Source organism: Pseudogemmobacter blasticus (assembly GCF_003071405.1).
GTDB lineage: Bacteria > Pseudomonadota > Alphaproteobacteria > Rhodobacterales > Rhodobacteraceae > Pseudogemmobacter > Pseudogemmobacter blasticus.
Map to the genome: position 1 here is coordinate 2,163,812 of NZ_CP020470.1, position 23,328 is coordinate 2,187,139.

The 23,328-nt window shown below is 65.0% G+C and carries 20 protein-coding genes; 9 read left to right on the forward strand and 11 right to left on the reverse strand.

Features of this window, described 5'->3' with window-relative positions; all coding sequences use genetic code 11:
• Positions 1–123: 123 nt before the first annotated feature.
• Positions 124–783 (reverse strand): YggS family pyridoxal phosphate-dependent enzyme, encoded by a 660-nt coding sequence (locus B6K69_RS10600; RefSeq protein ID WP_108644891.1) that lies wholly within the window; start codon positions 781–783, stop codon positions 124–126.
• 172 nt (positions 784–955) lie between these two features.
• Positions 956–1,921: a porin gene (locus B6K69_RS10605; RefSeq protein ID WP_108643758.1), complete on the reverse strand. Its 966-nt coding sequence runs from the start codon at positions 1,919–1,921 to the stop codon at positions 956–958.
• A 396-nt stretch (positions 1,922–2,317) separates the two neighbouring features.
• On the opposite strand from B6K69_RS10605, the gene B6K69_RS10610 reads away from it, so the two are divergent.
• From B6K69_RS10610 to holA, 4 genes are all read left to right on the forward strand, one after another.
• Positions 2,318–2,821, forward strand: a complete 504-nt coding sequence (locus B6K69_RS10610; protein WP_108644892.1) for a DUF3576 domain-containing protein — start codon at positions 2,318–2,320, stop codon at positions 2,819–2,821.
• Between the two features lie 122 nt (positions 2,822–2,943).
• On the forward strand, positions 2,944–5,499 hold the full coding sequence (leuS, locus tag B6K69_RS10615; protein WP_108643759.1) for a leucine--tRNA ligase: 2,556 nt from the start codon (positions 2,944–2,946) through the stop codon (positions 5,497–5,499).
• Positions 5,486–5,968 (forward strand): LPS assembly lipoprotein LptE, encoded by a 483-nt coding sequence (gene lptE / locus B6K69_RS10620; protein WP_108643760.1) that lies wholly within the window; start codon positions 5,486–5,488, stop codon positions 5,966–5,968. The genes leuS and lptE overlap by 14 nt, the downstream gene beginning before the upstream one ends.
• On the forward strand, positions 5,965–6,978 hold the full coding sequence (gene holA, locus B6K69_RS10625) for a DNA polymerase III subunit delta (RefSeq protein WP_108643761.1): 1,014 nt from the start codon (positions 5,965–5,967) through the stop codon (positions 6,976–6,978). Before lptE ends, holA begins: the two co-directional genes overlap by 4 nt.
• 64 nt (positions 6,979–7,042) lie before the next feature.
• Here the strand turns inward: holA and B6K69_RS10630 are convergent, their stop codons facing one another.
• The gene (locus B6K69_RS10630; protein ID WP_108643762.1) at positions 7,043–7,801 is read right to left on the reverse strand and encodes a DUF1013 domain-containing protein; all 759 of its coding nucleotides are present in this window, start codon (positions 7,799–7,801) and stop codon (positions 7,043–7,045) included.
• Between the two features lie 154 nt (positions 7,802–7,955).
• Here B6K69_RS10630 and B6K69_RS10635 point away from each other — a divergent pair, with 154 nt between their 5' ends.
• Positions 7,956–8,594 (forward strand): ribonuclease T2 family protein, encoded by a 639-nt coding sequence (locus B6K69_RS10635; protein ID WP_108643763.1) that lies wholly within the window; start codon positions 7,956–7,958, stop codon positions 8,592–8,594.
• A 16-nt stretch (positions 8,595–8,610) separates the two neighbouring features.
• On the opposite strand, the gene B6K69_RS10640 is transcribed toward B6K69_RS10635, so the two are convergent.
• The 3 genes from B6K69_RS10640 to secA all read right to left on the reverse strand — a co-directional run bounded on the left by B6K69_RS10640 (position 8,611) and on the right by secA (position 13,889).
• Positions 8,611–10,134: a phosphate ABC transporter substrate-binding/OmpA family protein gene (locus B6K69_RS10640; RefSeq protein ID WP_108643764.1), complete on the reverse strand. Its 1,524-nt coding sequence runs from the start codon at positions 10,132–10,134 to the stop codon at positions 8,611–8,613.
• A 20-nt stretch (positions 10,135–10,154) separates the two neighbouring features.
• Positions 10,155–10,976 carry a hypothetical protein gene (locus B6K69_RS10645; protein WP_123876556.1) on the reverse strand — a complete coding sequence of 274 codons (822 nt, stop codon included), beginning with the start codon at positions 10,974–10,976 and terminating at the stop codon, positions 10,155–10,157.
• Positions 10,977–11,129: 153 nt separating this feature from the next.
• Entirely contained in the window at positions 11,130–13,889 is a 2,760-nt protein-coding gene (gene secA / locus B6K69_RS10650; RefSeq protein WP_108643766.1) for a preprotein translocase subunit SecA, read from the reverse strand.
• 185 nt (positions 13,890–14,074) lie between these two features.
• On the opposite strand from secA, the gene B6K69_RS10655 reads away from it, so the two are divergent.
• The 4 genes from B6K69_RS10655 (at position 14,075) to B6K69_RS18545 (ending at position 16,935) form a co-directional block, all read left to right on the forward strand.
• Positions 14,075–14,917, forward strand: a complete 843-nt coding sequence (locus B6K69_RS10655) for a peptidylprolyl isomerase (RefSeq protein ID WP_107671696.1) — start codon at positions 14,075–14,077, stop codon at positions 14,915–14,917.
• A gap of 163 nt (positions 14,918–15,080) precedes the next feature.
• Positions 15,081–16,313: a bifunctional glutamate N-acetyltransferase/amino-acid acetyltransferase ArgJ gene (gene argJ / locus B6K69_RS10660; protein WP_418260545.1), complete on the forward strand. Its 1,233-nt coding sequence runs from the start codon at positions 15,081–15,083 to the stop codon at positions 16,311–16,313.
• Positions 16,310–16,708, forward strand: coding sequence for a (deoxy)nucleoside triphosphate pyrophosphohydrolase (locus tag B6K69_RS10665; protein ID WP_107671694.1), 399 nt, complete (start codon positions 16,310–16,312; stop codon positions 16,706–16,708). Before argJ ends, B6K69_RS10665 begins: the two co-directional genes overlap by 4 nt.
• 101 nt (positions 16,709–16,809) lie before the next feature.
• On the forward strand, positions 16,810–16,935 hold the full coding sequence (locus tag B6K69_RS18545) for a hypothetical protein (protein WP_257791662.1): 126 nt from the start codon (positions 16,810–16,812) through the stop codon (positions 16,933–16,935).
• Positions 16,936–17,016: 81 nt separating this feature from the next.
• Here the strand turns inward: B6K69_RS18545 and infB are convergent, their stop codons facing one another.
• From infB to B6K69_RS10690, 5 genes are all read right to left on the reverse strand, one after another.
• Entirely contained in the window at positions 17,017–19,632 is a 2,616-nt protein-coding gene (infB, locus tag B6K69_RS10670) for a translation initiation factor IF-2 (protein ID WP_108643767.1), read from the reverse strand.
• A complete protein-coding gene (locus B6K69_RS10675) occupies positions 19,629–20,273 on the reverse strand; it encodes an RNA-binding protein (RefSeq protein ID WP_108643768.1) in 645 nt (214 codons plus the stop codon). Before B6K69_RS10675 ends, infB begins: the two co-directional genes overlap by 4 nt.
• A 25-nt stretch (positions 20,274–20,298) precedes the next feature.
• Complete coding sequence (gene nusA, locus B6K69_RS10680; protein WP_108643769.1) at positions 20,299–21,909, reverse strand: transcription termination factor NusA; 1,611 nt, start codon at positions 21,907–21,909, stop codon at positions 20,299–20,301.
• Positions 21,910–21,923: 14 nt separating this feature from the next.
• Positions 21,924–22,538, reverse strand: coding sequence for a ribosome maturation factor RimP (rimP, locus tag B6K69_RS10685; RefSeq protein ID WP_107671690.1), 615 nt, complete (start codon positions 22,536–22,538; stop codon positions 21,924–21,926).
• A 154-nt stretch (positions 22,539–22,692) separates the two neighbouring features.
• Positions 22,693–23,319, reverse strand: coding sequence for a class I SAM-dependent DNA methyltransferase (locus B6K69_RS10690; protein WP_164681937.1), 627 nt, complete (start codon positions 23,317–23,319; stop codon positions 22,693–22,695).
• Positions 23,320–23,328: the final 9 nt, after the last annotated feature.

Below are 23,328 nucleotides of genomic sequence, written 5' to 3' on the forward strand. Positions count from 1 at the left end.
GTCTGCAAGGGGGCTGGCCGGGCCGGTTGGCGCGCGAGGCTGGCGGCAGAGGATTCTGACTGTATCTGTCGGGAATGTCTTTAGAAAGACACCCCTGCCTTGTCAAGCATCGGCCCCGTCCGGTCAGCGCGGCTGCGGCACCCGGTCGCCAAAGATGGCGCTGCCCACCCGCACATGGGTGGCGCCCTGCGCGATGGCGGCTTCGAAATCCGCGCTCATACCCATGGACAGGCCGGTCAGGCCGTTGCGTTCGGCCATGGCGGCCAGCAGGGCGAAATGCGGGGTGCTGTCCTGATCCTCGGGCGGAATACACATCAGGCCCGCCAGCGGCAGACCCAGACCGCGCAGCGTGGCGATGAAGGCGTCGGCCTCATCGGGCAGGATGCCGGCCTTCTGCGGTTCGGCCCCGGTGTTGACCTGCACGAACAGCTCGGGGCTGGTGCCGCGCGATTCGGCCAGACGGGCCAGCTTTTCCGCCAGGCTGGGCCGGTCAACCGTGTGAATCGCATCGAACAGATCGACCGCGACCTTGGCCTTGTTGGTTTGCAGCGGCCCGATCATGTGCAGCTTCACGCCGGGAAACTGGTCGCGCCAGGCCGGCCATTTGCCCGCCGCTTCCTGCACATAGTTTTCCCCGAACACCCGCTGCCCAGCGCCCAGCACCGCGGCAACCCGGTCTGCCGGTTGCACCTTGGACACCGCGATCAGCGTCACGCTGCCCGGCGCGCGGCCTGCCGCAGCCTCGGCCTTGCGGATGCGTGCCACGATTTCTGCCAATGCCATGCCGGCCCCCGTTTGTCTGTTCCGCTCGGTCTGTTCCGCCGGGGCGCAGTTTGCGCATCGCGGCGCGAAAGAAAACCCGGCATGGCCGGGATACAGGCCGAAAACGCCCGGCACAAAAAGGAAAGAGCGGGCCGAAGCCCGCTCTCCCTCAACTCAGACTGTGATCGTAAGATCAGAAGTCGAAGCGCACGCCCACGTCGGCGCGCATGCCGATCAGCTCGTTCGAGTAGATGCCAGCACCCGGGTTGGTGTCAGCGAAGCCTTGCTGGATCGAGCCCGAGATCTTCACGCCTTCGGCGAAGGCGTAGTCAGCGCCGATACCGTAAGCAACGTCAGCACCCGAAACGTCGATGTCCGACAGGTAAGCGCGGACGGTGGTCGCGCCGAAGGTGTAGTTGCCGTACAGGGTGACTTGGTCCGCATCGAGCAGGCCGTTGTCGTACCAGTTGATACCGACGGTGCCAGCATCGTTGAACTTGTAGGCAGCACCGACGAAGCCAAGGTCGTTGTCCTTGTAGCCGCCAGCGTTTTCAACGTACGAAGCAGCGACGGTGATCATGCCGTTCGACCAGTCGGCAGCGATGCCGAACTCTTCTTCAACGCCAACGCCGAGGTCGGTGACGTACTGGTTCGGGTCGACATACGACGCATACAGGTTGATGTCGCTGATCGAATAGGTGACCGCGATACCGTTGTAGCCCGGGTCTTGCGACTTCGAGTTGTAGGCATAGAAGGTGCCAACGTTCGAAGCGACCGCATCACCGAAGGACGAAGCTTCGTAGCCCATTTCCGAGTCATAGGTCAGAGCGACCGAGTCGAACGCGGTGTCGACGTTGCCAACCGAAACGGTCACGCCGTTGTAGCTGGTCCAGAACTGGGCAGCGTTGCCAGCGGTCGAGGTATTGCCATCGTCCCACTGCATACGCATCTTGGCGCCGAAGGTCACGCCTTGGTCGGTTTCGGTGGTGCCGACGATGTTGATGCGCAGACGGCTGGAGATGATGGTGTCTTCCAGGCCGACGCCGCGGTCTTCGACATACTGCAGACCGAAGCGGCCATAGCCGTTCAGGCTGATGTCAGCGGCAGCCATGCCGGCGCCGGCGACGAGCATCGTGGATGCAAGGAGAAGCTTTTTCATTTTTTCCCTCGTTTTTCAACGGACAGCCAAACCTGGCCTAGTCCAGATCAGCTACTCACCCTATTTCGTTTCCCGAGGCGGTGATTGCAATCGTCTCTTGCCCCCCTGCCGGCATTCGCAGAATTGATGGTGCACCAAAGACACAGTGCCCCCCGTGCGGCGCCCGGAACTTGCCCCGCCCCGCGCCCCGCCGGAACAGGCCGCCTTACGCGGGCATCGCGCGCGGGCGATGGGAATCACGTCAGATACCGGGGTGCAGGCCGAAATGCCGCGCGCCCCGGACGGGCCCCCGCTTCCCGGCCACCCGGCGCGGGTGTTGGCGCTGTCGGGGTGGAAACCGCTTGTCGGGTTTCCGGGGCTGGGCTAAATGTTCGGGTGATGGACACGGAGAGCCGAATGACATTGTGGAAGCATGCCGTTCCTGTGCTGTGCGGCGGAGCTTTGGTTCTTCTGGCAGCCTGTGGCGGGCGGGGCGGCGCGGATGCCGCCAGAACCACCCCGACCGGCCTTGATGCCGCGCCGATGACGGCGCAGGACCGCAAGGCCAAGTCGGGCGGTTCGATTCTGGGCCTGTTCTCGAACCAGGCCAACCCGAACACCACGGTCGAGGTGAACAAGTATCTCTGGCAAGCCAGCCTTGAGGTGCTGAACTTCCTGCCGATTGAATCGGTCGATCCGTTCACCGGCGTGATCGTCACCGGCTATGGCGCCCCTCCTGGCGGCGGCCGTGCCTATCGGGCCACGGTCTATGTGCAGGATCCGGCGCTGGATGCGCGCAGCCTGAAGGTGGCGCTGCAATCGCGCGGCGGCGGGGCGGTTTCGGCCGAAACGCAGCGCGCGGTGGAAGATGCCATCCTGACCCGCGCCCGGCAGCTTCGCGTTCGCGACAGCAACCTTTGACCCGCGCCGCGGGGGTTTTGCACCCCCGCACCCCCGCAGGGTATTTCTCCAAGGTGAGCAGGGGGTGGACCTTGCCGGTCCGGGCGGTGTAATCCCGCCCGGTATCCTGCATGAGGGCCGTGATGTCGCGCTATGATCCTTCGCTGATCGAACCCAGATGGCAACAGGAGTGGGAAAAGGCCCAGGCCTTTACCGCGCGGCACGATCCGGCCAAGCCCAAGTATTATGTGCTTGAGATGTTCCCCTATCCTTCGGGGCGCATCCACATGGGGCATGTGCGCAACTATACAATGGGCGACGTGGTGGCGCGCACCAAGCTGGCGCAGGGCCATGCGGTGCTGCACCCGATGGGCTGGGATGCCTTCGGTATGCCGGCCGAAAATGCCGCGATGGAGCGCGGCGGCCACCCGAAGGACTGGACCTACGGCAATATCGCCGACATGAAGGCGCAGATGAAGCCGCTGGGCCTGTCGATCGACTGGAGCCGCGAGCTGGCGACCTGCGATCCCGAATATTACGGCCAGCAGCAGGCCATGTTCCTGGACATGCTGGAGGCGGGCCTTGTTTACCGCAAGGCCGCCGTGGTGAACTGGGACCCGGTCGACATGACCGTGCTGGCCAACGAGCAGGTGATCGACGGCAAGGGCTGGCGTTCGGGCGCGGCGGTGGAGCGGCGTGAGCTGGTGCAGTGGTTCTTCAAGATCTCGGACTATTCCGAGGAACTGCTGTCGGCGCTGGATGGTCTGAAGGACTGGCCCGAAAAGGTGCGCCTGATGCAGGCGAACTGGATCGGCAAATCGCGCGGGCTGCAATTCGCGTTCCAGACGGTCGGCGCCCCGGACGGCTTTGAAACGCTGGAAGTCTATACCACCCGCCCCGATACGCTGATGGGCGCCAGCTTCGCCGCGATCAGCCCCGATCATCCGCTGGCAAAGGTGCTGGAGGCCGATCCGAAGGTGGCGGCTTTCGTGGCCGAATGTCGCAAGGGCGGCACCTCGGCCGAGGAAATCGAGACGGCCGAAAAGATTGGCTATGACACCGGCATCCGGGTGAAGCACCCGCTGAACCCCGATTGGGAACTGCCGGTCTGGATCGCCAACTTCATCCTGATGGATTACGGCACCGGCGCCATCTTCGGCTGCCCGGCGCATGACCAGCGCGACTTCGACTTTGCCACCAAATACGGGCTGCCGATCAAGGCGGTGTTCGTGGCCGAAGGCGCGGAAGACGCCGCCCTGACCGAAGCCTTCGTGCCGATGAAATCGGAAAAGGTGCGCTTCGTTCGCGGCTTCGCCGGGGCCGACGTGCAAACCGGCGACGAGGCCATCGCCTCGGCCATTGCCGCCGCCGAATCGCAGGGCTGGGGGCGCGGCGTCACCAAGTTCCGCCTGCGGGACTGGGGCATTTCGCGGCAACGCTACTGGGGTTGCCCGATTCCGGTGGTGCATTGCGCCACCTGCGGCGTGGTGCCCGAGCGCAAGGAAAACCTGCCGATCGAGCTGCCCTATGACGTTTCGTTCGACGTGCCGGGCAACCCGCTGGACCGCCACCCCACCTGGCGCGACTGCGCCTGCCCGAAATGCGGGGCGAAGGCGCGGCGCGAGACGGACACGATGGACACCTTCGTCGATTCGTCCTGGTACTATGCCCGCTTCACCGCGCCCCGGTCGAAGACGCCGACCGACGCGGCGGAAGTCGATTACTGGATGACTGTCGACCAGTATATCGGCGGCATCGAGCACGCGATCCTGCACCTGCTGTATTCCCGCTTCTTTGCCCGCGCCATGCACAAGACCGGCCACCTGCCGGCCCGCGCGGTGGAACCGTTCAGCGCGTTGTTCACGCAAGGCATGGTGACGCACGAGATCTACAAGACAACCGACGGGCAGGGCCGCCCGGTCTATCACCTGCCGGAAGACGTGATCCGCAGCGAAAGCGGGGCCACGCTGCAGGACGGGACGGCGGTCGAGGTCATCCCCTCGGCCAAGATGTCGAAGTCGAAAAAGAATGTCGTCGACCCGATGAACATCATCGCCCAGTTCGGCGCCGATACCGCGCGCTGGTTCGTGATGTCGGACAGCCCGCCCGAACGCGATGTGGAATGGACGGCCAGCGGCGCGGAGGCGACGTTCAAGCACCTGTCGCGCGTCTGGTCGCTGTGCGACCGCATCGGCCAGATGCCCGCCGACCACAAGGGCGAGGGGGACGATGCCCTGGCCCGCGCCACCGCCCGCGCCATTGACGAGGTGACGCGCAGCATCGAGGGATTCGCCTTCAACAAGGCGATTGCCGCGCTTTATGCCTTTACCAACACCCTGTCGAAGGCCAACGCCTCGACCCCGGTGATGAAAGAGGCGATCCGCACGCTGGCCAAGCTGATGTCTCCCATGACCCCGCACCTGGCCGAGGACATCTGGGCCCATCAGGGCGGCACGGGCCTGTGCGCGCTGGCGCCCTGGCCCAAGGCCGACCCGGCGCTGCTGGTCGATGACACGGTGACGCTGCCGATCCAGATCAACGGCAAGCGGCGGGCGGAAATCAGCGTGCCGAAGGATATGGCCGCGGCCGAGATTGAAAAGATCGCGCTGGCGAACGAGGATGTGATCAAGTTCCTTGCCGGCCAGCCGGTGAAGAAGTTCATCGTCGTGCCGGGGCGCATCATCAATGTCGTCGTATAACCGCCGCTTCCTTCTGCTTTCGCCGCTGGCGCTGGCCGCCTGCGGCTTTACCCCGGCCTATGCGCCCGGCGGGGCGGCCACGGCGCTGTTCGGCACCGTCCGCGCCGCCGACCCGTATGATCGCAACACCTTTGATTTCGTCGAACGGATCGAAGAGCGGCTGGGCCGGCCACAGGACGTTCGTTACAATCTGGCCTATTCCATCTCGACCGGGGTGGCCGGGGTTGGCGTCACCACCGACAACCAGATCACCCGCTACAACCTGACGGGCTCGGTCAACTATACGCTGACCGATGCGGCCAGCGGCCAGCGGGTCACCGGCGGCCGGGTGCAAAGTTTCACCGCCTTTGCCGCCACGGGGTCAACCGTGGCCGGCCTTGCGGCCGAGGAAGACGCGGCGCTGCGACTGATGCGGATTCTGGCCGATCAGATCGTGACGCGCCTGATCGCCGAGCTGGACGCGCGATGATTCTCAAGGGGGCCGAGGCCGCGCGCTATTGCGCCAGGCCCGACCCGGGCCGTGCCGGCCTGCTGCTCTTTGGCGCCGATGCGATGCGCGTGGCGATGAAGCGGCAAGAGGCGATTGCCGCGCTGGTTGGCCCGCAAGGCGAGGCGGAAATGCGCCTAACCCGGATTCCGGCCGGCGAGTTGCGCAAGGACGGCGCGCGTCTGGGCGATGCCATGCGCGAGACCGGCTTCTTTCCGGGGCCGCGCGTGGTTTTTCTGGAAGACGCCACCGACGGGCTGACCGAAACCGTTGGCGCCGCGCTGAAGGACTGGCGCCCCGGCGATGCGGTAATTGTGGTCACGGCAGGCGGGTTGACCGGGAAATCCACCCTGAAGACGCTGTTCGAGAAGGCCCCCAATGCGGTGTCCATCGGGTTTTATGACGACCCGCCCACGCGCGAGGAAATCGAGGCCGAATTGTCGCGTGCAGGTCTGGCGCAGATCGACCCTGCCGCCATGGCGGACCTGGGCGTTCTGGCGCGGGCGCTGGACCCGGGCGATTTCCGCCAGACGCTGGAAAAGATCGGCCTTTACAAATGGGGCGACACCACGCCCCTGACCCCGGCCGAAGTGGCCGCGCTGGCCCCCGCCACCCTTGAGGCCGAGGTGGATGATCTTCTTCATGCGGTGGCCGAGGGGGAAAGCCGTGCCGTTGGCCTGCTGATGCGCCGGCTTGAGGGGCAGGGCGTGCTGCCCGTGACACTGTGCATCCAGGCGCTGCGGCATTTCCGGGCGCTGCACATGGCGGCATCAGACCCCGGCGGCGTTGCTTCGGGGCTGGCGCGTGCGCGCGTGTTCGGCCCGCGGCGCGACAGGATGCAGCGGCAGGCGCAGACGCTGGGCACGCGCGCGCTGGAAGGCGCCGTCGCCCTGCTGCTGGACACGGACCTGACCCTGCGGTCAGCCAGCCGGGCGCCCGGCATGGCGCTGATGGAGCGCGCTCTGATCCGCATCGCGATGATGCGGCGCTGATCTGCGCAAAGGAAAACCCCGGACACGCGGCCCGGGGTTTGTTCGTGTCGTCAGACCTGCGGCCTTAGCGGCGACGGTCGTCCTCTTCCTCATCATCGTCCGAAGAATCGGGCAGGTTGAAGAAGCTGTCGGCATCGGAATAGTCGCCCTTCGGCGTTTCGTCCTTGTCCTCGTCGCCGAAGACTTCAAGCCCGGTCAGATCGGCGCCGATCTTCGGCTCATCCGGGGCCATCGACAGCGAACGGTCCGTCGGGAACAGCTTGCGCCGTTCGTCATCGGTCATGACCGCGCCTTCGGCCGCTTTCTTGCGCGCGGCCGCCTGCACGGCGGTATCCAGTTCGGACTGGCGGCACAGCCCCAGCGCCACCGGGTCGATCGGCGTGATGTTCTGGATGTTCCAGTGCGACCGTTCGCGGATCGACTGGATCGTCGGCTTGGTGGTGCCCACCAGCTTGCCGATGGCGCCATCCGAAAGCTCGGGGTGGAACTTGACCAGCCACAGAATCGCCGCCGGCCGGTCCTGCCGCTTGGACAAGGGCGTATAGCGCGGACCGCGGCGCTTTTCCTCGCCCACGGCGGCGGCGTTGAACTTCAGCTTCATCCGATACAGCGGGTCGGCCTGACCACGGTCGATCTCGCCCTGATCCAACTGGTTCGACGCGATCGGATCGAATCCCTTGACGCCGCCGGCCACGTCGCCATCGGCGATGCCTTGCACCTCAAGTTCGTGCATACCGCAGAAATCGGCGATCTGCTTGAAGGTCAGGGTGGTGTTTTCCACCAGCCACACGGCCGTGGCGCGCGCCATCAGGGGCTTGGTCATCGAACGTCCTCTTGGCTTGGGCACGCCCGAAGGGGCCGGCCCTTTACAATTCTCTCCCGTGCCGAGAAAACGGCTGCGGGCTTGGCCCGCGGTTCCTCGATGTCGGGGAGTTGGGCGTTCGTATAGTGCCTTTCCAGGCCAAGGGGAAGTGGAAATGAAACCCGTGCTGCTGGCCCTGTTGCTGGCGCTGACCAGCCTTCCCGCCCGCGCCGAAGGCGAACGCGCCGGCGATTTCGACTATTATGTGATGTCGCTCTCCTGGTCGTCGGCCTGGTGCGCACTGGAAGGCGACGCCCGCCGCGATGCGCAATGCGACGCGGGGCGCGGACTGACGTTTGTGCTGCACGGCCTTTGGCCGCAGAACGAAAGCGGCTGGCCGTCCTATTGCCGCACCGGGCAGCGCGATCCGACCCGCACCGAGACCGCCGCCATGGCCGACATCATGGGTGGCGCCGGCCTTGCCTTCTATCAATGGAAGAAGCACGGGCGCTGCTCGGGCCTGTCGCCGCGCGACTATTTCGCCACGGCCCGCCGCGCCTTTGACAGCGTGACGATTCCCCCGGTCTTTGCCCGCATGTCGAAAACGCTGAAGGTGCCGGCAGAGGTGATCGAAGGCGCCTTTCTTGAGGCCAACCCCGGCCTGACGGCCGACCAGATCACCATCACCTGCAAGGACGGGCTGATTCAGGAAGTCAGGCTGTGCCTGACCCCCGATCTTGAGCCGCGCCGTTGCGGGGCCGATTCCATTCGCGATTGCCGCCTGTCGGATGCGGTTCTTGAGGCGGTGCGCTGACCGAGCAGCCCTCCCGTCAGGGGGTTGCCGGCTGGGGTGGCGTGAAGTCGGGCACCACCCACAGTTCGACCCGGCGGTTCAGGCGGCGGCCAATGGCGGTTTCATCGCAGGCCATCGGCAGCGCCTCGCCAAACCCCTCGGTGCGGGGCAGGTCTTCGGGGCGCAGGTCAGGGGCCACGGCGGCAAGGTCGGCGGCCACACGCTGCGCCCGTTCGGCTGACAGCGCACGGTTCGCCTTGGCATCGCCCTTGCCATCAGAGAACCCGGCCAGGATCAGCGCCTGCGCCGGGAAACGGCCGGCGGCGATCAGGCGGCCCAGTTGCGCAAGGTTTTCCTGCGAACTGGCATCAAGGATCGAGGTGCCCTCTTCGAACCGGAAGGTCAGCGACAGCCGGTCGGCCCCGTCCATCACATCGGCCAGACGCTTGAGATCGGCCAGCGTCACATCCTCGCCCGCGCCCTGAATGGCGTTCAGCAGGCGCAGGCCGTCCTGCGTCATCGGGGCGCGTTCAACGGAACGGTCGATATAGCCGGCCCGCGCCACCGCCGTTTCCGCGGCGGGGGTGGCCAGAAACTCCAGAAACTCGCGCGCCAGAAGCGGCAGGCGGCGCGGCGGTGTCAGCAGGAACAACGGCAGCGCCAGCGGATAGTCCTCGGCCTTGACCGAGATGGGCGTGGGCAGCAGCGGGAACCCACAACTGTCGGTCAGCGGCATGATCCGCGCCGCGCCCGCCTCGGACCGGCCGGTGATGGCCAGCGCCCAGGGGTCGCGGGCCACGGCGGCGGCAAGGCTGGCCATGTCGGGATGTGCGATGGCCTCGGCCAGCGGCTGGCCCAGCCGGTTGGCCAGGGCGCGCTGGAAATCGGTGCCGGCGTCCAGGGCGTGCAGCACGATGGGCATGTCGGGGCCGCCCAGATCGGCCCAGTTCTTGGCCTCGCCGGTCAGGGCGCGGGCCAGATCCACGGTCGAAATCTCGGGTGTCGGGTTGCCCGGCGCGGCGATGGGCACCAGCGCATCCAGCGCCAGGGGGCGCGCGCCGAAATCATCATCCGACAGGGCGGAAACCTTCAGCTCGGCCGCCCCCGATTCGACGGCTGCCGCCGCTTCATCCGGGGGCAGCGCAGCAAAGGACAGTTCCGCCAGAATCTTGCCCGTTGCCGGATCAAGGATTGTGGCGGCCCAGCCGGCCGAGGTTTCGGTGGGCGCATAGACCAGACCACGGCCTTCGGCAAAGGCGCGGAACAGGCCGGGCAGCAGCCGCGCGCCGGCATCCGGCGCGCCGACCAGCCGGATCACCGCCTTGGGCGCGGTCAGGTCGGGGCAGGCGGGGCCTTCGCAAATGACACCCTGCGAATCAACGGTCAGCGGGCCATAGGTCGTATCAAGCCGGTAGAATTCACCGTCAAAGCCCTGCAGGCTGCCGGTCAGGACGATGTTCCCTTCGCGTGAGACCAGCGTGACGTCTTGCGCCAGCGCCGCCCCCGTGCCGGAAAAGAGAAGCGCGGCGAAAATCGCCGCGCGTCCTGCGATGAACTGCATCTGGCCCCTGCCTGCGCGCCCTAGTTGACGGCGGCGAGTGTCACGTCGGGGACAAGATTGTTCAAGACCAGAATATCGCCCACCGCGTCGCAGGGTGGCATCGACAGGGTCAGGTCGGTCAGGGTGGTGGTGCCTTCGGTCAGCAGCAGGGTTTCGCCCAGCAGATCGCGGCCGCAGGTGGCCGGGGTGATGGCCGCCTCGACCACAGGGCTGATCCGTTGGGACGCGGGCCAGGTATAGACCTGCGCCTGCATCGGCAGATCAAGCGAGGGGTCGCCAAGGCTGGCCAGGGCGGGCAGGTTGGCAGCCACGCCCGGCCCGACATGCAGTTGAAAGGCATCCCCGGCCACCCATTGCACGGCAAAGCGGCGCAGCCCGCCAAGATCGGGTACCGGCACGGCATCGCGCAGCACAGTGCCATCGGACAGAAGCACGGACACCTTGCCCCCCGCATCGAAGGCCGGCAGCGGAACGGCAAGACGGCCATCGGCATCCAGCGCCTCGGCCACGGCAAGGCCGGCATGGCGAAGCACCACCCGTTCACCCCCACGACAGGGGGAATGGATCATCACGGTGATCATCGCGCCGGGCGTGGCGGCAAGGGTCAGCCGGTCGGCGCAGGCGGGCGCGGCCTGCGACAGAGGATCAGGCTTCTGCGGTATCGGGGCGGCGGCGTCAATGCTGGCCTGAACGGGCGTCACGGCGGTGGGCAGCACCGCGATCGCCGGCGTCGGTTCCGCCCTGGACGGGCTGCCGGCGGTCATGGTCTGGACAAGGTGCCCGGCGGCAAGCGCCACGGCCAGCACCGATGCGGCACGAATCAAACTGCGCTTGTTGGTCATCATGGCCCCCCGGTCTGATCCCAGACCAAGGGACTATGTTTGCCAATGGTGGCAATGCCGCGGCTGAAACGGGGAATGTTTCCCGCGCGCCATGAAGTCAGGCCAAGGGGAATCGCGACGGGTGCCGTTTTCCCGCCGCAATCCCGACGTGGTTCAGGCCAGACGGCCGTGGCAGTGCTTGAACTTCTCGCCCGATCCGCAGGGGCAAGGGTCATTGCGGCCCGGGTTGCCCCATGTGGCGGGGTCCGTCTCGTCAAAGCCCGCAAGCCGCGCGCTGGCCTGCAATGCAGGGGACGCCGGGGCCTGCACGGGTGCCGGGTCGATGGCCGGTTCCGCCGGGGCATGTTCGGCGGAAATCGGCGCCGCGGCGGCAGCAGCCTGCTGCTGGGCGGCAACCATCTGCGCCATCATCTGATCCTGCTCTTCGCGGGTCAGCGGGCGGATGCGGCCAAGCTGTTCGGTCACCTGTTCGCGCAGCGAATTCAGCATCGAATCGAAAAGCTGGAAGGCTTCGGTCTTGTATTCGTTCAGCGGGTCACGCTGGGCATAGGCCCGGAAGCCGATGACCGACCGCAGATGTTCCAGCCGCAGCAGGTGTTCGCGCCACTTGCCGTCAATCGCCTGCAGCAGAACCTGCTTCTCGATGCCTTCCATCGTGGCCTTGCCGAAAGACTCGGCCTTGTCGGCCATGAACTTGTCGGTGGCCTCGATGATGCGCTCCGACAGCGCGGCCTGATCGACACCCTCTTCCGCGGCCCATTCCTGAACCGGCAGGTCGACGTTCAGCTTTTCAACAAGGGCGGCACGCAGCCCTTCGGTATTCCAGGCGTCGGGGTAGGATTTCGGCGGCAGGAACTGATCAATCAGGTCGTCGATCACCTGCCAACGCATGTCGGCGGCAATTTCCGAAACATCCTCGGCCTGCATGATTTCCAGACGCTGGCCAAAGATCGCCTTGCGCTGGTCGTTCATCACGTCGTCGAACTTGAGCAGTTGCTTGCGGATGTCGAAGTTGCGGCCTTCAACCTTGGCCTGCGCCTTTTCCAGCGACTTGTTCACCCAAGGGTGAACGATGGCTTCGCCTTCCTTCATGCCCAGCGAGGACAGGATCTTGTCCAGCCGCTCGCTTCCGAAGATGCGCATCAGGTCATCGTCCAGCGACAGGAAGAAGGCCGAACGGCCCGGGTCGCCCTGACGGCCGGACCGGCCGCGCAACTGGTTGTCGATCCGGCGGCTTTCGTGGCGCTCGGTGCCCAGAACGAACAGACCGCCGGCGGCAATCACGCGGGCCTTTTCTTCGGCGTGCTCGGCCTCGATGCGGGCGCGCACTTCGTCGGGGTGCAGGTGCGGGTCGGCGGTGATGGCCGCCAGAACCTTCATTTCCACATTGCCGCCAAGCTGGATGTCGGTGCCGCGGCCCGCCATGTTGGTGGCGATGGTCACGGCGCCGAACCGGCCGGCTTCGGCAACGATGTGTGCCTCTTGCTCATGCTGGCGGGCATTCAGCACGTTGTGCGGGATGCCTTCCTTCTTGAGCAGCTCGGACAGAAGTTCGGATTTCTCGATCGAGGTGGTGCCAACCAGGATCGGCTGGCCCTTCTCGTGTGCTTCCTTGATGCAGACGATGATCCCGTCAAACTTTTCGCGCGCGGTGCGGTAGACCTGATCATGGTCGTCCTTGCGCGCCACCGGGCGGTTCGTCGGAACCTCGACCACGCCAAGACCGTAGATCTGCATGAATTCCTCGGCCTCGGTGGCCGCGGTGCCGGTCATGCCGGCCAGCTTTTCATAAAGCCGGAAGTAGTTCTGGAAGGTCACGCTGGCCAGCGTGACGTTCTCGGCCTGGATCTTGACGCCTTCCTTGGCCTCGATGGCCTGATGCAGACCATCCGACAGGCGGCGGCCCTTCATCATGCGGCCGGTGAATTCGTCGATCAGGATCACCTCGCCATCGCGGACGATGTAATGCTGGTCGCGGAAGAACATCGTATGGGCCCGCAGCGCCTGGTTCAGGTGGTGAACGATCGTGGTGCTTTCCGGGTCGAACATGTGCTGCCCCTCGGGCAGGATGCCGGCGGCACGCAGCAACACCTCGACGGCATCGTTGCCTTCGTCGGTGTAGGTGACGTTGCGCGCCTTTTCGTCCAGCTTGTAATGCTCGGGCTGCAACTGCGGGATCAGCTTGTCGATCTGGGTGTACAGTTCGCTGCGGTCCTGCGCGGGGCCGGAAATGATCAGCGGGGTGCGGGCTTCGTCCACCAGGATCGAGTCGACCTCGTCGACGATCGCAAAGTGGTGGCCGCGCTGCATCATCTCGTCGATGGTCGACTTCATGTTGTCGCGCAGATAGTCGAAGCCCAGCTCGTTGTTCGTGGCATAGGTGATGTCGGCGCGGTAGGCGGCGCGCTTTTCGGCATCGGGCTGGTAGGGATAGACGACGCCGGTCGTCAGGCCAAGCTGACCATAGACTTTGCCCATCCATTCCGAGTCACGCTTGGCAAGATAGTCGTTCACCGTGACGACATGCACGCCCTTGCCGGTCAGCGCGTTCAGATAGGCCGGGAAGGTGGCGACCAGTGTCTTGCCTTCGCCGGTGCGCATTTCGGCGATGTTGCCCTGATGCAGGAAGATGCCGCCCATCAACTGCACGTCGAAGGCCCGCAGGCCAAGCGCGCGTTTCGCGGCTTCGCGGCAGTTGGCAAAGGCTTCCGGCAGAATGGCATCCAGCGTTTCGCCGCCTTCCTGAACGCGCTTCTGCAGCTCGCGCGTCTTGGCGACGATGCCCTCGTCTGTCAGGGCGGAAAACTCCGCTTCAAGCGCATTGACCTTGGCGACCAGCGGGCGCGCGGCCTTGATCTTGCGGTCGTTCGGCGTGCCGAAAACTTTCCGCGCGAGTGAACCCAGACCCAGCATGATCTCTCCGTGAGGCGTCATTTACGAGATCGTGTGAGGCGTGGCCTTGCCCGCCCTCACCGCCTTCCATAGAAGGGCCAAGAAGGACCCGGACGGCCCCGTCTCACGCGACTGCCGCGATGTAAGGGTTGGGGCGGGCTTAGTCAACGTCGCGCGGGCTGCGCGGCCCATCAGGAGTGGGTGATATGACCAAACAGATGCGCCTTGGACTGGCTTTCGCGGCCATGATCGCCGCCGCAGGGCCGACCTGGGCCGAGGGCGAGACCGCCGATACGGTGGTGGCCACCGTGAACGGAACCCAGATCACGCTGGGGCAGATGATTGCGCTGCGCGAAAGCCTGCCCGAACAATACGCGGCCCTGCCCGATGACGTTCTGTTCAAGGGTATTCTTGAGCAGCTTGTGCAACAGGAAGTGCTGACGCAAACGGCCCCCGAGCTGACGGCGCGCGACAAGGCAAATCTTGAGAATGCCAAGCGCGGCTACCTGTCCGGCAAGGTGATTGACGGCATCGCCAAGGCCGCTGTCACCGACGAAGCGCTGCAAAAGGCCTATGACGACAAGTTCAAGGATGCCGCGCCGCAGACCGAATACAACGCCGCCCATATCCTTGTGGACAGCGAGGAAAAGGCCAAGGATCTGAAGGCGCAACTGGATGGTGGCGCCGATTTCGCCGAACTGGCGAAGGCCAATTCGATCGACACCGGATCGGGCGCTGCCGGTGGCGATCTGGGCTGGTTCGGCCTGGGCATGATGGTCAAGCCGTTCGAGGATGCCGTGGTGGCGGCCCAGGTGGGCAAGGTGTCTGACCCGGTCAAGACCGATTTCGGCTGGCATCTGATCCTGGTCAAGGAAACCCGGATCGCCGAAAAGCCGTCGCTGGACGACATGCGCGATGAGCTGGCCTCCGAGATCGAGAACAAGGCGATCGAGGACAAGCTGAAGGCGCTGACCGAGGCCGCGAAGGTTGAAAAGCCGGGTGAGGCGATCGACCCGGCGATCCTGAAGAATGGCGCGTTGATCGACTGATCAGGGGGGCATGGACATGGCGAAAACCGATTGGAAGGCCGAAGCGAAGGCGCTGAAGAAGAAGGTGAAAGCGCTGAAGTCCACGCTCTCTGCCGCCGCCGGCCCGATGGCCGAGGCGGTTTCGGATGCGGTGGGCGATGTGGTCGCCGCAGCGAAAAAGGCGATGAAGCCGGTTTCGCCGCTGGCACCGGCAGTTTTTCCCGAACTGCCGGTGATCGCGGGGGCCGAGTTCGCCGCCATTGGCGCGGGGATCAAGTATCGCGACCGCAAGGATGTGATGCTGGTCCGGCTGGCGCCGGGCACCACTCTTGCGGGGGCGTTCACCAGATCTTCCACCCGTTCCGCCTGCGTGCGTGACGGACAGGCCAAGCTGGCGGCCAAGGCTCCGGCCGGCGTGGGCGCGGCGATCCTTGTGAACTCGGGCAACTCGAACGCCTTTACCGGCAAGCTGGGCGACGATGCGGTGGCTGCCGTCACCGGCGGCGTGGCCGAGGTGCTGGGCGTTCCGGCGGGGCGGGTCTTCTCATCCTCGACCGGGGTGATCGGGGAACCGCTGCCGCATGGCAAGATCACCGCGGTGATCTCTGCCCTGGCAAGTGCGCTGTCGGAAACCGGCATCCGCATGGCGGCCGAAGCGATCATGACGACCGACACCTTCCCCAAGGGTGCCGCTGCCACGGTGCAGGGCGACGGGGGCCTGATCCAGATTGCCGGCATCGCCAAGGGTTCGGGCATGATCGCGCCCGATATGGCAACGATGCTGGTCTACATCTTCACCGATGCGAAGATCAGCCAGGCCAATCTGCAAAAGATGATCGACCGGAATGTCGGCGCGACCTTCAACTCGATCACTGTGGACAGCGATACCTCAACCTCGGACACGCTGCTGGTTGCGGCCACGGGACAATCGGCCGCGGCCGAGGTGAAGGGCACGGTTGCCAGGGCGTTCGAGGCCGCCCTTGCCGGCGTGATGCACGATCTGGCGCTTCAGGTGGTGCGCGATGGTGAAGGCGCGACCAAGTTGATCGAAGTGCGGGTGACTGGTGCCGCCAGCGATGAAGACGCCGCTAAGGTGGCCTTCAGCATTGCGAATTCGCCGCTGGTCAAGACCGCCGTCGCCGGCGAAGACCCGAACTGGGGCCGTATCGTGATGGCAGTCGGCAAGTCCGGTGCCGCCGCCGAGCGTGACAAGCTGACCATCCGCTTCGGAGACATCGTGGTGGCCGAGAAGGGCTGGCGCGCGGAAAGCTATACCGAAGAGGCGGGGGCGGATTACATGAAGCAATCCGAACTGCTGATCGCGGTCGATCTTGGCTTGGGCAAGGCCAAGCGCACGGTCTGGACCTGCGACCTGACCAACCGTTATGTCGAGATCAACGCGGATTACAGATCTTGAGAACGCTGCTTGTCTCGGCCGTAGCGTTGATCGACGCCGACGGCCGGGTTCTTCTGGCACAGCGCCCGCCGGGCAAATCCCTGGCGGGGCTGTGGGAATTTCCCGGCGGCAAGGTAGAGCCGGGCGAAACCCCCGAAGCCTGCCTGATCCGCGAGCTGAAGGAAGAACTGGGCATCGACACCTGGAAATCCTGTCTGGCACCGCTGACCTTTGCCAGCCATTCCTATGAGGATTTCCACCTGCTGATGCCGCTGTTCGCCTGCCGTCGCTGGGAGGGGATTCCGCTGGCGCAGGAAGGCCAGACCCTGGCCTGGGTGCCGCCCGCCCGGCTGCGCGATTACCCGATGCCCCCGGCCGACCTGCCGCTGATCCCCATCCTGCGCGACTGGCTCTAGACGCGCTGCGGTTGTTTGGGCCGTGCTTCATTATTTCTTTGCGATTTTACCCCAACAGGTATTACGCTGACGATCAGCATCGACCTTGAGGGGGGACTCGAATGCTTCGGACCATATTGATTGGAAGCAGCATCTTCGTGCAGGGGATTTTCGTCGGCCAGACGCCAGACGGAAAGACCATTGTCCGCGTTGACGAAAAGGATTTCGTCGGAACCTCGGTGGTCTGAACGGGCCCGCCATTCCGACACTGATCCTGAAAAGAAAAAGCCGGGCGTTTGCCCGGCTTTTTCCATGTCTGGTGCAAGAGGTCAGCTCAGCGAACGCTGAACTTCCTCGCGCTCGAAGATTTCGATGACATCGCCAGCGCGGATGTCCTCGTAGCGTTCGAAGGCCATGCCACATTCCTGGCCCGAATGCACTTCCTTGACCTCGTCCTTGAAGCGCTTGAGCGTCTTGAGCGTTCCTTCGTGGATAACCACGTTGTCGCGCAGAAGCCGCACGCCCGCGGAACGCCGTGCCACGCCTTCGGTGATCAGGCAGCCCGCAACATTGCCAGCGCCGGTGATGCGGAAGACTTCCTGAATCCGCGCATAACCGATGAAGTTTTCGCGCACTTCGGCCTTGAGCAGACCCGAGGCGGCTTTCTTGATGTCGTCGATCAGGTCGTAGATGATCGAGTAATAGCGGATCTCGACACCCTTTTGCTGGGCCGAGGCGCGAGCCGTGGCATTGGCCCGGACGTTGAAGCCGATGATCGGCGCGCCCGAGGCTTCGGCAAGGCCGACATCGCTGTCGGTAATGGCGCCGACGCCATAGTGCAGCACGCGAACGCGAACCTCTTCGTTGCCAACCTTTTCCAGCGCCTGAACAATGGCTTCGGCAGAACCCTGCACGTCGGCCTTGACCAGAACCGGCAGCTCCGACACCGACTGGTCGGCCTTGGCCTTGGCCATAAGCTGTTCCAGCGTGGTGGCAGCACCTGCGGCGGCCCGTTTGTCCTTGGCGGCCTTCTCGCGGTAATCCGCGATCTCACGCGCCTGGGCTTCGGTATCCACCACGTTCAGCACGTCACCGGCTTCGGGCGTGCCGTTCAGACCCAGCACTTCCACCGGAACGGCGGGGCCGGCTTCGGTGACGGTCTCGCCCTTGTCGTTGACCAGAGCGCGGACCTTGCCCCACTTTTCGCCGACGACGAAGATGTCGCCCTTCTTGAGCGTGCCGTTCTGCACCAGAACCGTCGCCACCGGGCCGCGGCCCACGTCAAGTTTGGCTTCGATCACGGCACCCGAGGCGGCCCGGTTCGGGTTCGCCTTGAGTTCCAGGATCTCGGCCTGCAAGGCGACCGCTTCCAGCAGGGCATCAAGGCCCTTGCCGGTCAGGGCCGAAACCTCGACATCCTGCACATCGCCCGACATGGCCTCGACCACGACTTCGTGCTGCAGCAGATCGGTGCGCACCTTCTGCGGGTTCGCGGAAGGCTTGTCGCATTTGTTGATGGCGACAATCATCGGCACCTTGGCGGCCTTGGCGTGGTTGATCGCCTCAATCGTCTGCGGCATCACGGCGTCATCCGCCGCCACCACCAGAATGACAATGTCGGTGACCTGTGCGCCACGGGCGCGCATACTGGTAAAGGCCGCGTGGCCGGGCGTATCAAGGAAGGTGATCAGCGCGCCATTGGCGGCCCGCACCTGATAGGCCCCGATATGCTGGGTAATGCCGCCGGCTTCGCCCGAGACCACGTTGGTCTTGCGGATTGCATCCAGAAGGCTGGTCTTGCCGTGGTCAACGTGGCCCATGATCGTGACGATCGGCGGACGGGTCTGCAGGTTCTCTGCCGTATCCTCGACCGTGTCGATCACCTGTTCAACGTCGGCATCCGAAACGCGAACCGCCTTGTGACCGAATTCCTCGATCACCAGTTCAGCGGTGTCGGCGTCGATGGTCTGGTTCATGGTGACCATCATGCCCATCTTCATCAGCGATTTCACAACATCGGCGGCCCGTTCGGCCATCCGGTTGGCAAGTTCGCTGACAACAATGGTTTCCGGCAGTTGCACATCGCGCACCTGCTTTTCGGCCTTCATGCCCAGGCCAAGCGCCTTGGCACGGGCCTTTTCCTGCTTGCGCTTGATCGCGGCAAGGCTGCGCTGACGGCCGCCTTCGTCCGAAATCGCGTCGGACAGCGTCAGCTTGCCCGACTTGCGGCCTTCGTCACCGCGCTTGGCGCCACGGTCGGTGGCGCGGTCATCGCGTTCGCGGTCGGTCTTGCGCGGGGCAAGGCCGGGCTTGGCGCCATGGCTGTCGTCGCCGGCAGCCGGAGTGGCCCCCGGCTTCGGACGGCTTTGGCCGGTCGAACGGTCCGTCGGGGTTGCCGCGGCCGCTGCCGGGGCGGCAGGCTCTTCCGGCTTGGCCGGCTGACGGCGCTGCGTACCGAGGATGTCGGCCTTGCGGGCGGCCGCCTTGGCAGCGGCCTCGGCCTCGGCCTCGCGGCGGGCGCGTTCTTCTTCTTCGGCCTTGGCGCGCAGGGCAGCTTCACGCTGCCGGTCTTCGCGTTCCTTGGCTTCAATCTCTTCGCGGCGGCGCTGGCGATCTTCCTCACGCGCCTTTTCATCGGCGGCGCGCTTGGCAGCTTCTTCCTGCTCGCGCGCCTTGGCGCTGCGCAGCGCGTCCAGACGCCGCTGCATCTCGGCTTCCGAGATGCCTGCGGGGCGCCGCGACGGATCCCCGACGGGCGCCGAAGCGGCGGCGCCGCCAGCGGTGCCCGAAACGCCGGGCTTCGCCGGCGCGGGCACAACCACGCGCTTGCGCTTGGTCTCGACGACCACCGCATGGGTGCGGCCATGGGAGAAGCTTTGCTTCACCTGACCGGAACGGGGGGCGCCACCCAAGCCCAGGGGTTTCTTGCCGTCAGTATCGCTCATGCGTCCTTCGTATCCTTCCCGGCGGTCTTTCCGCCGTCCTGCCTGCCCGCTTCATCCCGAAGCCCGGCAAGCCTTGCCGCTTCCTCTACAACACGGGTTGTGAGTCCACCAGCCGCAAGCGCCGCGTGTATGGCACGTTCGCGTCCGAAAGCCAAACCGATTTCCCCTGCCGAAAGGCAAGAAATCAGGCTGTTTTCACCATCTGGCGCCCGAAGCTTGGTCTTGCCGCGCTCCGACCCGTCTTCGGCCTGAATCAGAACCCTTGCGCGCCCCGAGACAAGCCAGTCTTTTACCTTCTCATAACCTGTCACCGCATCGCCTGCCTTGCGGGCCAGCGACAACAGATCAATCACCCGCCGCGTCATCAGCGTTTCAACCAGATCGGCCAGATCGGCCGGCGCCTTGACCGGCATCTTCGCGGCCCGGCTGAACAGGCCCTTGGTCGCCGCCTTGGCGATCATCGCGCGGTCGGCGGAAACATAGATGCCCCGCCCCGGCAGGCGGCCCGCCAGATCGGGCACCACCGTATCTTCTGGTCCCACGACAAAGCGGATGAGCCCCGGCTTGGGGCCCACCGCACCGGAGACGATACACTTCCGCTCCGGTCCGTCCTGGTCTTTTTCCCGGCCGCCGCGTGTCATGGGCGGGGTTCCCCAGGGCCTGAGATCAGGCCCCGGCCTCCTCTTCAACTTCGGCCGGCTCTTCGGCGGCGGCCATCTCGGTCGGGTCGACCCAGCCCAGCATGACGCGCGCGGTCATCACCAGATTCTGCGCCTCTTCCAGGCTCATGTCGAACTTCTCAAGAATGCCTTCGTCCTTCTTGCGCTGGCCATTCTCGGTGGTCCAGCCGCCCGCCAGTTCCCAGTCGGCGCAGGTGGCAAAGTCTTCCAGGGTCTTGATGCCGTCCTTGCCCAGCGCCTCCAGCATCTGGGGGGTCAGCCCTTCAAAGCCGATCAGGCTGTCGTCCACGCCCATGGCGCGGGCCGATTCCAGTGCCTTGCGGGCCTGTTCTTCCAGATAGTCGCGGGCGCGGGCTTGCAGCTCGTCTGCGGTGCCTTCGTCGAAACCGTCGATCGACAGCAGTTCGTCCTGATCGACATAGGCCACTTCTTCCAGGTTGGTGAAGCCTTCCGCCACCAGAAGCTGGGCCATCATCTCGTCAACGTCCAGCGTATCCATGAACAGCTTGGTGCGTTCGGCGAATTCGGCCTGACGGCGCTGCGATTCCTCGGCCTCGGTCAGGATGTCGATGTCGAGACCCGTCAGTTGCGAGGCAAGGCGCACGTTCTGGCCCCGGCGGCCGATGGCCAGCGAAAGCTGCTCGTCCGGCACCACGACCTCGATCTTGCCGGCGTCTTCGTCCACCACGACCTTGGACACCTGCGCCGGTTGCAGCGCGTTCACCAGGAACGTCGCCTGATCCTGGTTCCACGGAATGATGTCGATCTTTTCGCCCTGCAGTTCGTTCACCACGGCCTGCACGCGGCTGCCGCGCATACCGACGCAGGCGCCGACCGGGTCAATGCCGTTGTCATAGGAAATGACGGCGATCTTGGCACGCGAACCCGGGTCGCGGGCGACGGCCTTGATCTCGATGATGCCGTCATAGATTTCCGGCACTTCCATCTTGAACAGCTCGGCCATGAACTGCGGATCGGTGCGCGACAGGAAGACCTGCGGGCCGCGCACTTCGCGGCGCACGTCCTTGATGTAGCAGCGGATGCGGTCGCCGATGCGATAGGCTTCGCGGCCGATCTTCTCGTTCCGGCGCAAAATGCCTTCACCGCGGCCGATGTCCACGATGACGTTGCCGTATTCCTCGCGCTTGACGACACCGTTGATGATGCTGCCCTTGCGGTCGCGGAATTCCTCGAACTGGCGGTCCCGCTCGGCCTCGCGCACCTTTTGCAGGATCACCTGCTTGGCGCTTTGCGCGGCGATGCGGCCCAGATCGACCGGCGGCACCTCATCAACGATCTCGTCACCGATCTGCGGGTCGGCCAGATAGGTCTTGGCTTGCTTGACGGTCAACTGGGCGTGGTGATTCTCCAGCAGATCATCCTCGACCACGGTGCGAATACGGCTGAAGGACGCGCGGCCGGTCTTGCGGTCAATCTTGACGCGGATGTCCATCTCGGCGCCGTACCGCGACTTGGCGGCACGGGCGAGGCTGTCTTCCATCGCCTGGATCACCAGTTCCGGGTCGATCATCTTTTCCCGCGCAACCGCCTCGGCGGTCTGCAGAAGTTCGAGCTGGTTGGCCGAAGTGATTGCCATGGGTCGTGCCCCCGTCAGTGTTTCGTTTCGGGGGCGATGGTTTCATCATCTTCCCCGTCGGTTTCTTCGATTTCGTCAAAGCCGCCATCCTCGGGCAGCGCCACCTTCTTCTGGCGCAGCATTTCGGCGATCAGCTCGTCGGTCAGAATCAGCTTGGCGTCGGACAGCCACTCGAACTTCAGGCCGATGGTCACATCCTGACCACCTTCCTCGATCTCGATCAGCACCTCGTCGCCCTCGACGCCCATCAGCCCGCCCTTGAAGCGGCGGCGGCCGTCGATCAGTTCGGTCGTTTCGATCCGGGCTTCCCAGCCCTTCCAGACCTCGAAGTCCTTGAGCCGGGTCAGCGGACGGTCGATGCCGGGGCTGCTGACTTCCAGCACATACTGGTCTTCGATCGGGTCTTCCACGTCCAGCACGGCCGAAACCGCGGTGGAAATCGCGCCGCAGTCTTCGACACCGATGCCGCCATCGGGCCTGTCGGCCATGATCTGCAGCGTGCGCGTCACCTTGCCCAGCCCGCCCATCAGGCGCAGCCGGATCAGTTCGAAGCCCAGCCCTTCGATCACCGGGCCGACAATGTCGGCCAGGCGGCGGTCGATGGAGGTCTTGGCGATAAGATCGTTCATCCGAACCCTGTCAAAACAAAAAAGCGGACCCAGCGGCCCGCCCGTGTCTGCCGGTAGCTTCGAGTTTGGACCCCGAAACCGCTGTTGAAGGCCATATACGCCTTGTGACCCCTTGGCGCAAGGGCTGCGTGCGCAGCCCCTGCACCGGCAACTGTCACAGCTTGCGGAACACCATCACCAGCCCGCGGTCATCCTTGTGCGGGTGTTCGGCCCCTTCGTAGATGGGAATGTCGCGCCAGGCGACGGGGGTGATCCGACCGGCGGCCACCAGCCGTGCCAGGGCGCTGCCGAAACCGGCGCCGTCCAGTACCGGGCCGATGGTGCCGCAGGCAAACACCGCGCCGGGGCGGGTGATGCGCAGCAATTCGGGCAGACATTCCGGGCCGACATGGCCATGGGTGAAGGTGCCGCAGGATACGATGGCGTCATAGGAACTGTCAGGAATATCCAGCGGCTGCGTCAGATCCCCCAGACGCAGGCTGCGATACAGGCCCTTGGGCCGCGCGACATCAAGCATTTCGGGCGTGATGTCGATGGCATCAACCGTCAGACCGCGCAGGTGTTCGGCGACAAGGCCGGTGCCGGCGCCGATGTCCAGGATCGCCGCCCGCGGGTCGATCTCTGCTCGCAGGATCGCCGCAATCTCGCGCGGGGCGATATAGCCCCAGGCGCGACCGAAGCTTTCATCATAGGTTTCGGCCCAGGCGCCATACATCTCGCGCGCCTCTTGGGGCCCATGAATCTCATAGGCTTCTTCCAGATCGTATCCGTCCAGCGACATGGTTTCCCC

Bases quoted from the DNA above. Each gene is read 5' to 3' on its own strand.
- B6K69_RS10600 (WP_108644891.1), bottom strand. From the start codon at position 783: ATGGCATTGGCAGAAATCGTGGCACGCATCCGCAAGGCCGAGGCTGCG.
- B6K69_RS10605 (WP_108643758.1), bottom strand. From the start codon at position 1,921: ATGAAAAAGCTTCTCCTTGCATCCACGATGCTCGTCGCCGGCGCCGGC.
- B6K69_RS10610 (WP_108644892.1), top strand. From the start codon at position 2,318: ATGACATTGTGGAAGCATGCCGTTCCTGTGCTGTGCGGCGGAGCTTTG.
- leuS (WP_108643759.1), top strand. From the start codon at position 2,944: ATGTCGCGCTATGATCCTTCGCTGATCGAACCCAGATGGCAACAGGAG.
- lptE (WP_108643760.1), top strand. From the start codon at position 5,486: ATGTCGTCGTATAACCGCCGCTTCCTTCTGCTTTCGCCGCTGGCGCTG.
- holA (WP_108643761.1), top strand. From the start codon at position 5,965: ATGATTCTCAAGGGGGCCGAGGCCGCGCGCTATTGCGCCAGGCCCGAC.
- B6K69_RS10630 (WP_108643762.1), bottom strand. From the start codon at position 7,801: ATGACCAAGCCCCTGATGGCGCGCGCCACGGCCGTGTGGCTGGTGGAA.
- B6K69_RS10635 (WP_108643763.1), top strand. From the start codon at position 7,956: ATGAAACCCGTGCTGCTGGCCCTGTTGCTGGCGCTGACCAGCCTTCCC.
- B6K69_RS10640 (WP_108643764.1), bottom strand. From the start codon at position 10,134: ATGCAGTTCATCGCAGGACGCGCGGCGATTTTCGCCGCGCTTCTCTTT.
- B6K69_RS10645 (WP_123876556.1), bottom strand. From the start codon at position 10,976: ATGACCAACAAGCGCAGTTTGATTCGTGCCGCATCGGTGCTGGCCGTG.
- secA (WP_108643766.1), bottom strand. From the start codon at position 13,889: ATGCTGGGTCTGGGTTCACTCGCGCGGAAAGTTTTCGGCACGCCGAAC.
- B6K69_RS10655 (WP_107671696.1), top strand. From the start codon at position 14,075: ATGACCAAACAGATGCGCCTTGGACTGGCTTTCGCGGCCATGATCGCC.
- argJ (WP_418260545.1), top strand. From the start codon at position 15,081: ATGAAGCCGGTTTCGCCGCTGGCACCGGCAGTTTTTCCCGAACTGCCG.
- B6K69_RS18545 (WP_257791662.1), top strand. From the start codon at position 16,810: ATGCTTCGGACCATATTGATTGGAAGCAGCATCTTCGTGCAGGGGATT.
- infB (WP_108643767.1), bottom strand. From the start codon at position 19,632: ATGAGCGATACTGACGGCAAGAAACCCCTGGGCTTGGGTGGCGCCCCC.
- B6K69_RS10675 (WP_108643768.1), bottom strand. From the start codon at position 20,273: ATGACACGCGGCGGCCGGGAAAAAGACCAGGACGGACCGGAGCGGAAG.
- nusA (WP_108643769.1), bottom strand. From the start codon at position 21,909: ATGGCAATCACTTCGGCCAACCAGCTCGAACTTCTGCAGACCGCCGAG.
- rimP (WP_107671690.1), bottom strand. From the start codon at position 22,538: ATGAACGATCTTATCGCCAAGACCTCCATCGACCGCCGCCTGGCCGAC.
- B6K69_RS10690 (WP_164681937.1), bottom strand. From the start codon at position 23,319: ATGTCGCTGGACGGATACGATCTGGAAGAAGCCTATGAGATTCATGGG.